The organism is Kineococcus auxinigenes (genome assembly GCF_050871525.1).
GTDB lineage: Bacteria > Actinomycetota > Actinomycetes > Actinomycetales > Kineococcaceae > Kineococcus.
Genome location: NZ_JBKBCT010000109.1, coordinates 1 through 8,971 on the forward strand (window position 1 = coordinate 1; position 8,971 = coordinate 8,971).

Below are 8,971 nucleotides of genomic sequence, written 5' to 3' on the forward strand. Positions count from 1 at the left end.
CCCACACCCACACCCCCCACGCAGCGCCCCCCCCCCCCCCCCCCCCCCCCCCCCCCCCCCCCCCCCCCCCCCCCCCCCCCCCCCCCCACGCCCTGGCCCGCGAGCACCCGCTCGTGCAGTGCCTGACGAACTCCGTGGTCACGACCATCACCGCCAACGCGCTGCTCGCCGCGGGTGCCGCACCGGCGATGGTCGACAACCCCCGCGAGGCCGCCGAGTTCGCACGGGTGGCCTCCGCGGTGCTCGTGAACGTCGGCACCCTCGACGACGAGCGCGCCCGCGCCATGGCGCTGGCCGCCGCCTCTGCCCGCGCCGCGGGAACCCCGTGGGTGCTCGACCCCGTCGCCGTCGGCGGCCTGGAGTTCCGCACCCGCACCGCCCGCGAACTGCTCCAGCACGCGCCCGACGTCGTGCGCGGCAACGCCTCCGAGGTGATGGGCCTGGAGGGTTCCGGGGCCGGCGGGCGGGGGGTCGACTCCACCTCCCCGGCCGAGGGCGCCCTGGCCGCCGCGCACCGGCTCTCCGAGCGCACCGGCGGGGTGGTCGCGGTCTCCGGGGAGGTGGACGTCCTCGTGCACGGCGAGCGCGTCGTGCGGGTCCACGGCGGTTCACCGCTGCTGACCCGTACCACCGGGGCAGGGTGCTCGCTGGGCGCCCTCGTCGCCGCGTGCGCCGCCGTCACCGACGACCCGCTGCTGGCCGCGGTCACCGCCCACGCCCACGTCGCCCTGGCCGCCGAGCGGGCCGCGGCGCGCAGCAGCGGGCCGGGGGGTTTCGCGATCTCCTGGATCGACGAGCTGGACGCCGTGGACGCCGCCGCCCTGCGCGCGGACCTGACCGGTCCCGGGCGGCTGTCGTGAACGCGCGCCGGGGTTTCGACCCCGTCCCGTACCTCGTCACCGACACCGCGGCCTGCGGGTCCCGCGGGGTCCCGGCCGTGGTCCGCGAGGCGGTCGCCGGCGGCGCCGGTGCGGTGCAGGTGCGCGGCAAGGGTTCCAGCGACAGGGAACTGCTCGCCCTGGTGCGCGCCGTGCGGGAGGCGCTGCGCGGCACCGGTGTCCCGGTGCTCGTGAACGACGCCGTGGACGTCGCGCTGGTCGCTGGCGCGGACGGGGTGCACCTGGGGCAGTCCGACCTGCCCGCCGAGGACGTGCGCCGCCTCGTCGGCCCGGACCTGCTCGTCGGCCTGTCGGTGTCCACCGCCGAGCAGGCGCGGGCCGTGCCCGCCGGGGTCGTCGACCACCTCGGCGTCGGCCCCGTGCGCGCCACCGCCACCAAACCCGACGCCGCCGCGCCGCTCGGCCCGGACGGGGTTCGCGCCGTCGTCGCCGCCGCCGGCGGGACCCCGTGCGTGGCGATCGGCGGGATCTCCGCGGCGAACCTGCACGAGCTGCGCGGCACCGGCGTCGCCGGGTTCTGCGTCGTGTCCGCGGTCTGCGCGGCACCGGACCCGCGCGCCGCCGCCGCCGAACTGCGCGCGCGCTGGCACGGCCCGGCGGGGGGAGGGCGGTGAGCGCCCGCGTCGCCCTCACCGTCGCCGGCAGCGACCCCAGCGGCGGGGCGGGCGTCCAGGCGGACCTGAAGACCTTCGCCGCCCTGGGCGCGTACGGCACCGCGGTCCTGACCGCGTTGACGGCGCAGAGCACCCGGGGGGTCCGCGGCGTGCACGTCGTGCCCGCGGAGTTCGTCCGCCACCAGCTGGAGGTCCTGCTCGACGACGTGCAGGTGCACGCCGTCAAGACCGGGATGCTCGCCGACGCCGGGATCACCCGCGCGGTGGCGGACGTGCTCGGGAGCCGCCGGCGCGGGCCGCTGGTGGTGGACCCGGTGATGGTGGCGACCAGCGGCGACCGGCTGCTGGACGCCTCCGCGGTGGACGCCGTGCGCGACGACCTGCTGCCGCTGGCGGACCTCGTCACCCCGAACGTGCCCGAGGCCGCCGTGCTCCTCGGTGGTGCGCCCGCCCGCGGGGTGGACGAGGCCGTGCAGCAGGCCGAGGAGCTGCTGCGCCGCAGCGGGAGTGCCGTGCTGCTCAAGGGCGGCCACCTCGACGGCGACGACAGCGTCGACGTCCTCGCCGAACCCGGCGCGACGCACCTGCTGCGGCGCCCGCGGCTGAGGACCGCGAACACCCACGGCACCGGCTGCACGCTCTCCGCCGCCGTCGCCGCGATCGCCGCGCGCGGCGCCAGCCGCCCGGCGAGCTGGCGGCCCGTCGTGGAGGAGGCGCGCGACTACCTGCACGGCGCCCTGGCCGCCGCCGACGCGCTGGGCGTCGGCACGGGCAACGGCCCGCTGGACCACTCCTTCGCCCACCGGGAGGGCTCGTGAACCCCACCGACCGCTCCACCGACCGCTCCACCGACCGCTCCACCGACCGCTCCACCGACCGCTTCACCGACGAGGCGTGGGCGCGCACCGCGCACCTGCGCGCCGCCGTCGACGACTGCCGGTTCCTGCGCGAGCTCGGCGACGGCACCCTCGACCCCGCCGTGTTCCGGCACTACCTCGAGCAGGACGAGGTCTACCTCGCCGGGTACGGGCGGGCGCTGTCGCTGCTGGCCGCACGGGCCCCGGACACGGCCGCCGCGGCGTTCTGGGCGTCCTCCGCGCACGGCGCGTCGGTGGTGGAGACCGCCCTGCACGGCGACCTGCTCGGCTCCGGGGCCCTGCCGCCGGCGAGCTGCCCGGTGCACGCCTCGCCCACCACGCTCGGGTACGTCTCGTACCTGGTGGCGACGGCGGCCACGGCGCCGTACCCGGTGGCCGCAGCGGCGGTCCTGCCGTGCTTCTGGGTGTACGCCGACGTGGCGCGCCGCCTGGCGCGTTCCGCGGCGGCGGTGCTCGGCGCCGGCGCGGAACACCCCTACGCCCGCTGGATCGCCGCCTACGACGCGGACGACTTCCACGCCTCGGTGGCCACCGCGCGGCGCCTGGTGGACCGGGCGGCCGCGGGGCTCGAGGACGTCGAGCCCCTGCACGAGGCGTTCGCCACCGCCACCCGCTACGAGTTCCTGTTCTGGGAGACCGCCCTGCACCGCGAGGACTGGCCGCTGCCGCTGGCAGGGGGCTGACGCCCGGCTGGGACGATGGTGCCGATGCAGAGCACGCCGCGCACCACCTCCGCTCCCGCCCCGGCCGCGACGGGCGCCGTCCGCGACCCCTCCCTGGACCTGCTGCGCTCGGCGGCGCTCGCCCGCGTCCTGCTGTGGCACGCCCTGGCGTGGGCGTGGCTGAGCTGGGTGTTCCCCGCGATGCCGGTGATGTTCTTCCTCGCCGGCTCGCTGCTCGCCGCCGGCAGCGCCCGGCGACCGTGGTGGCGCACCGCGCTGCGCCGCGCGCGCCGGCTGCTCGTGCCGTTCTGGGCGTTCGGTGCCGTGGTGCTGGCCACCACCGCGCTCACCGCGTGGCGCGGCGGCAGCGGCGCACGCCAGGCCCTGGCGGGGCTGGCGGACGGTGGCGGGCTGCTGCGCTGGCTGCTGCCCCTGGTGCCCCCGGAGGGCGCCGACGGGCAGCAGGGCTGGCTGACCAGCCACCTCTGGTACGTCTCCGACTACCTGTGGTTGCTGGTGCTGGCGCCGCTGCTGCTGCGCTGCGCGCGCCGCCCCGCCGCCGTCCTCGCCGCCGCCCTGGCCGGTCTGGCCGTCCTGGAGCTGGGGCCGCTGGCCGGTCTGCCCACCCTCAGCGGTGCGCCGCGCACCGCGCTCGGCGACCTGCTCTGCTACGGCTCGTTCGCCGTGCTGGGTGCCGCGTGGGCCCGCCGCGGCGGGCCGACCGCAGGACCGCGCACGGCCCGCGGCAGGGCGGCCGCGGTCGCGGTCGGCGCCACCGCGCTCGCCGCCGCCGCCGCGCTGACCCGCGTCGTGCCGCTGGAGCGCGGTTCGCTGAACTCCTCCTGGCTGTTGCTGGCGCTCGCCGCCCTCGGCTGGCTCGCCCTGCTGGCCGCCGTCGCCGGCCCGCTGCGGCGGGCCTCCGCCCGCCCCCGCGTCGCCGCCGCCACCCGCGCCGTCACCGCCCGCGCCGTCACCGTGTACCTGTGGCACCCCGCGGCGATCGTGCTGGCCAAGACGGCCCTGGACGCGTTCGCCCCCGGCGCCCGCCAGCTCACCGCCGTCCCGGTCGTGCTGCTGCTGTCTGTGGCCGGCACCGCCGCGGCCGTGCTGTGCCTGGGGTGGCTGGAGGACCTCGCCGCCGGCCGTCCCGCGCGCTGGTGGCCCACCGCCGGTGCGCAGGAGCTGGACGCGCGCGGTGTCCTGGCCGCGGCCGGTGCGAGCACCGTCCCGGTGGCGGCCGGCTGCGCGGCGCTGACCGTGGCGCTGACCGGGGGGCTCAGCCCCTCGCTGCTCGCCATCCCCGGCCCCTCCGACCGCAGCGCCCTGGGACGCTCCGCCTTCGAGCGCGTGGAGGACCCCGCCGAGGTGCTGGCCGTGCGGGCCGAGCCGCTGGCCGAGCTGCCCGCCGAGGACCTGCAGCGCACCCTCGACGAGTGGATCGCCGCCACCGACGGCATCGACGCCGCCAGCGTCGGCGTCGCCTCCGGGGCCGCCACCTGGGACGTCGTGTGGGAGGGCACCACCAGCGTCGCGCTGGGCGAGGGCCTGCCCGCCGGCCAGGAGGTGCGCGCCGCGTCGCTGACCAAGAGCGTCACCGCCGCCCTGGTGCTGCAGGAGGCCGCTGCGGGCTCCCTCGACCTCGACGCGCCCGTGCCCGACCTGCCCGGCGTCGCCCCCCTCGCCGACCCGGCCACCGCGGCCACCGTCACGCCCCGCCTGCTGCTGCAGCACGCCGCCGGCGTGGCGGACTACGCCGACGCGCCCGGCTACGACCCCGAGCGCTTCTACGAGCCGGCCGAGCTGGTCTCCCTCGCCACGAGCCGACCGCTGCTGTTCGCGCCCGGCGCCGACGTCGCCTACTCCAACGCCGGGTTCCTGTGGCTGGGGCAGTTCCTGGAGCACGTCACCGCCCGCTCCTACGCCGACCTCGTCGCCGAGCGCGTCGCCGCCCCGCTGGGCCTGTCCACCCTGCACGTCGACGAGACCGCCCTGCCCGGCTGGGTCGGGTCCTCCTCCGGCGGCGTGGTCGCCTCGCCCGGCGACCTGGCCCGCTGGCAGGGGGCGCTGCTGTCCTCCGACCTCGTGCTCGACGCAGAGGGCCGCCGGCAGCTGACCGACCTCGCCGAGCGCGGCGTCGGTCTGGGCACCTGGCCGTTCTGCCCGTGCGGCACGGACGAGCAGGGTCGTCCGTGGGCCGGGGCGTGGGGGCAGACGATCGCCGCCGGGGGGGCGTTCACCCGTCCCGCCGAGCGCGTGGCGGTGATGGTGCACCTGCAGCCGGAGGGCGAGCGCGCCCTGGAGACGGCGCCGTTCCTGGCCCGCGCCCTGTTCGAGGCGCTGCCGGTGCCGCAGGCCCCCACCCCCTGACCACCCGGGAGTGAGAGTGATCACGGCGGCTCGCGCCGGGGGGTGCGGGACGCCCGTCCGTGCGAGGCTCGGGCGGGGTCGGCGACCACCGGGGTCGCCGGCGCGGTGAGGGGAGCGCGCGGTGTCCACCGGGGAGTCCAGCGGCAACGGGTCCGTCGTCGTCGTCAACTGCGGCAGCTCCTCCGTGAAGCTGGCGCTGGTCGACCCCGTCACGGGGGAGCGGTCGCTGTCCTGCCTGGGCGAGCGCCTCGGCACCCCCGACGCCGTCGTGCACTTCAAGACCGCCGAGGGCACCCGCACCATCACCCCCGCCGCCACCACCCACCGCGGAGCCCTCGCACACGTCCTGCAGCGCCTGCTGGACATGGACCTGCCGCCGCTGCTGGGCGTGGGGCACCGCGTCGTGCAGGGCGGCAAGCGCTTCCGCTCCTCGGTGCGCATCGACGACCACGTCCTGGCCGACATCTCCGACCTGTCTGCGCTGGCCCCCCTGCACAACCCCGCCAACGTCGCCGGCATCGAGGCCGCCCGGGCGGTGCTGCCCGACCTGGACCACGTCGCCGTCTTCGACACCGCGTTCCACCAGACGATGCCCGAGCACGCCTACCGCTACGCCGTCCCGGCGCGCTGGTACGAGGAGTTCGGCGTGCGCCGCTACGGCATGCACGGCACCAGCCACCGCTTCGTCAGCGCCCGCGCCGCCGAGGTGCTGCAGCGCGAGACCGGCGCCGACCCGCGCACCCTCAAGCTCGTCGTCGCCCACCTGGGCAACGGGTGCAGCGCCACCGCCGTCCTCGGCGGGCGCTCGGTGGACACCACGATGGGCCTGACCCCCCTGGAGGGCCTGGTCATGGGCACCCGCTCCGGGGACCTGGACCCGGCCGTGCTGGAACTGGTGGCCGAGCGCACCGGCGCGAGCACCGCCGAGATCGTGAACCAGCTGAACAAGGAGTCCGGGCTGCTGGCGCTGTCGGGGCTGTCCAACGACGTGCGAACCCTGGAGGAGAAGGCCGCCCAGGGGCACGCCGGCGCCCGGCTGGCCCTGGAGGTGTTCACCTACCGCGCCGCCAAGCACGTCGCCGCCCTCACCGTCGCCCTGGGCGGCCTGGACGCCCTGGTGCTCACCGGTGGCATCGGGGAGAACGGCGCGGCCTTCCGCTCCACCCTGCTGGCTCGCCTCGGGCACCTCGGGCTCGTGGAGGACCCCGCCGCGAACGCCGAGCACGGCCGCTCCTCGACCCCCACCGGGCGCATCACCCGCGAGCGCCCCGACGGTGAGCACGGGCCGCTGGCGATGGTCGTGCCCACCGACGAGGAACTGCTCATCGCCCGCGACACCGCGGCGCTCGTCGAGCACCGCTGAGGACCCCCCGCCGGCCACCACCGACCCGAGAGGAGCGCGCGGTGCCCCGCACCCTGCTCGTCGTCCCCACCGGCCACGGCGCCGGCCTGACCTCCACCTGCCTGGGCCTGCTGCGGGCGCTGGACGCCCGCGGCGTGCGGGTCGGGTTCCACAAGCCCCTGGCCCAGCCCGCCCGCGACGGCGGCCCCGACCGCTCCGTGGCCCTGGCGCGGCTGACGACGAACCTCTCCGTCGCCGACCCCATCCCCGCCGCGCGGGTGGTGGAGCGCCTCAGCCGCGGGGAGGTCGACGACCTCATGGAGGAGGTCGTGGCCGCCGCCGAGGGGGTGCTGGCCACCCACGACGTCGTCGTCGTCGAAGGGCTGGCGCCCTCGGCCGACCAGGTGTTCTCCGGGCGCGTGAACACCGCGCTGGCCACCGCCCTGGACGCCGACGTGCTGCTCGTCGGCTCCGCCGGCCCCGACGGCAGCGACCCCGGCGCTCCCGAGCGCATCGCCGAGGACATGGCCGTCACCGCCGGCACCTACCGGGCGGGGGAGGCGCTGCGCGTCGTGGGCGGCGTCGTCTCGCGCTGGCCCGTGCCGGAGGACCCCGAGGTCGCCGTCTCCCGCGTCGCGGCGCTGCGCGGGGCGCTGGACCACCACGGCGTCCCCCTGGTGGCGGCCGTGCCGTACCGCACGGACCTGACCTGGCCGCGGGTGCGCGACCTCGTGCGCGCCCTCGACGTCGACGTCGTCACCCACGGCGACCAGCAGCGGCGCATCAAGGAGGTCGTGGTCGCCGCCCAGGCCGTGCCCGGGATGCTGCCGCTGCTGCGCGAGGGCCGCCTGATCCTCGTGCCGGGCGACCGCCACGACGTCGTCATGGCCACCTGCCTGGCGGCGCTGAACGGCACCCGGCTGGCGGGGCTGCTGCTGACCGCGGGCGTCGGCATGGACGAGCGGGTCGCCGACCTCACCCACGCGGCGGCCGCCACCGGCCTGCCCATCCTGCGCACCGACCGCAGCACCTACGCCACCGCCACCGCCGTGAACCGGGTGGACCCGGACGTGCCGGCCGACGACGCCGAGCGCGCCCACGCCGTGACCGCCGCCGTCGCCGACGCGCTGGACCCGGCGTGGCTGGCGGGGCTCCCCACCTCGGCGCACGCCCCGCGGCTGTCGCCCGCCGCGTTCCGGCGCCGCCTGACCACCCTGGCCGCCGAGCGGCGCCAGCGCATCGTGCTGCCGGAGGGCACCGAGCCGCGCACCGTGCAGGCGGCCGCGATCTGCGCGCAGCGGGGCATCGCCCGGCCCGTGCTGCTGGCCTCCCCCGACGAGGTGGCCTCCGTGGCGGCGGGCCTGGGGCTGACCCTCCCCGAGGGCGTGGAGGTCCTGGACCCCGCGGACCTGGTGGAGCGCTACGTGGACGTGCTCGTGCAGGCCCGCAAGCACAAGGGGATGCAGCCGGACGTCGCGCGCGACTCCCTGGCCGACCCGATCTGGCTGGGCACCACGATGCTCGCCGCCGGCGACGTCGACGGGCTGGTGGCCGGTGCGGTGCACACCACCGCGGCCACGGTCCGCCCCGCGCTGCAGGTGATCCGCACCAAGCCGGGCGCGAAGCTGGTCTCCAGCGTGTTCTTCATGTGCCTGCCCGACGACGTCGTCATCTACGGCGACTGCGCCGTCAACCCCGACCCGAACGCCGAGGAGCTGGCGGACATCGCCCTGCAGTCGGCGGCGTCGGCGCGCGCGTTCGGCATCGAGCCGCGGGTGGCGATGATCAGCTTCTCCACGGGGTCGTCGGGTTCGGGTTCGGCGGTGGACAAGGTCGCCGAGGCCACCCGCATCGCGCGGGAGCGCGAGCCGGACCTCGTCATCGACGGGCCGCTGCAGTACGACGCCGCCGCGGTGGCCTCGGTGGCGCGGGCGAAGGCGCCGGGCTCGCCGGTGGCGGGGCGCGCCACGGTGTTCGTCTTCCCCGACCTGAACACCGGCAACACCACGTACAAGGCGGTGCAGCGCAACGCGGGCGTCATCTCCGTGGGCCCGATGCTGCAGGGTCTGGCCAAGCCGGTGAACGACCTCTCGCGCGGGGCGCTGGTCGACGACATCGTCTACACGATCGCGCTGACCGCCATCCAGGCGTCCCAGGGCTGATGCCCCGCCCCCGCCCCGCGGTGGTCGAGGAAGTCGCGACTTCCTCG

At 77.5% G+C, this 8,971-nt stretch carries 7 protein-coding genes; all 7 read left to right on the forward strand.

Going from position 1 to position 8,971, the window contains the following annotated elements; genetic code table 11:
- Window positions 1-92: 92 nt before the first annotated feature.
- Window positions 93-860 (forward strand): hydroxyethylthiazole kinase, encoded by a 768-nt coding sequence (gene thiM / locus ACRYR9_RS18875; RefSeq protein ID WP_432498838.1) that lies wholly within the window; start codon window positions 93-95, stop codon window positions 858-860.
- Window positions 857-1,513, forward strand: a complete 657-nt coding sequence (gene thiE, locus ACRYR9_RS18880; protein WP_432498825.1) for a thiamine phosphate synthase — start codon at window positions 857-859, stop codon at window positions 1,511-1,513. Before thiM ends, thiE begins: the two co-directional genes overlap by 4 nt.
- Entirely contained in the window at window positions 1,510-2,331 is an 822-nt protein-coding gene (gene thiD / locus ACRYR9_RS18885) for a bifunctional hydroxymethylpyrimidine kinase/phosphomethylpyrimidine kinase (RefSeq protein ID WP_432498827.1), read from the forward strand. Before thiE ends, thiD begins: the two co-directional genes overlap by 4 nt.
- A 95-nt stretch (window positions 2,332-2,426) precedes the next feature.
- A complete protein-coding gene (locus tag ACRYR9_RS18890; protein WP_432498840.1) occupies window positions 2,427-3,074 on the forward strand; it encodes a thiaminase II/PqqC family protein in 648 nt (215 codons plus the stop codon).
- 24 nt (window positions 3,075-3,098) lie between these two features.
- Window positions 3,099-5,420 carry a serine hydrolase domain-containing protein gene (locus tag ACRYR9_RS18895; protein WP_432498829.1) on the forward strand — a complete coding sequence of 774 codons (2,322 nt, stop codon included), beginning with the start codon at window positions 3,099-3,101 and terminating at the stop codon, window positions 5,418-5,420.
- A gap of 121 nt (window positions 5,421-5,541) precedes the next feature.
- Complete coding sequence (locus ACRYR9_RS18900; RefSeq protein ID WP_432498832.1) at window positions 5,542-6,783, forward strand: acetate/propionate family kinase; 1,242 nt, start codon at window positions 5,542-5,544, stop codon at window positions 6,781-6,783.
- Between the two features lie 41 nt (window positions 6,784-6,824).
- Complete coding sequence (pta, locus tag ACRYR9_RS18905; RefSeq protein ID WP_432498835.1) at window positions 6,825-8,924, forward strand: phosphate acetyltransferase; 2,100 nt, start codon at window positions 6,825-6,827, stop codon at window positions 8,922-8,924.
- The last annotated feature ends 47 nt before the right edge of the window (window positions 8,925-8,971 follow it).

What these genes read in the sequence shown, in the direction of transcription:
- ACRYR9_RS18895 (WP_432498829.1), top strand. Translation starts at nt 3,099, where the DNA reads ATGCAGAGCACGCCGCGCACCACCTCCGCTCCCGCCCCGGCCGCGACG.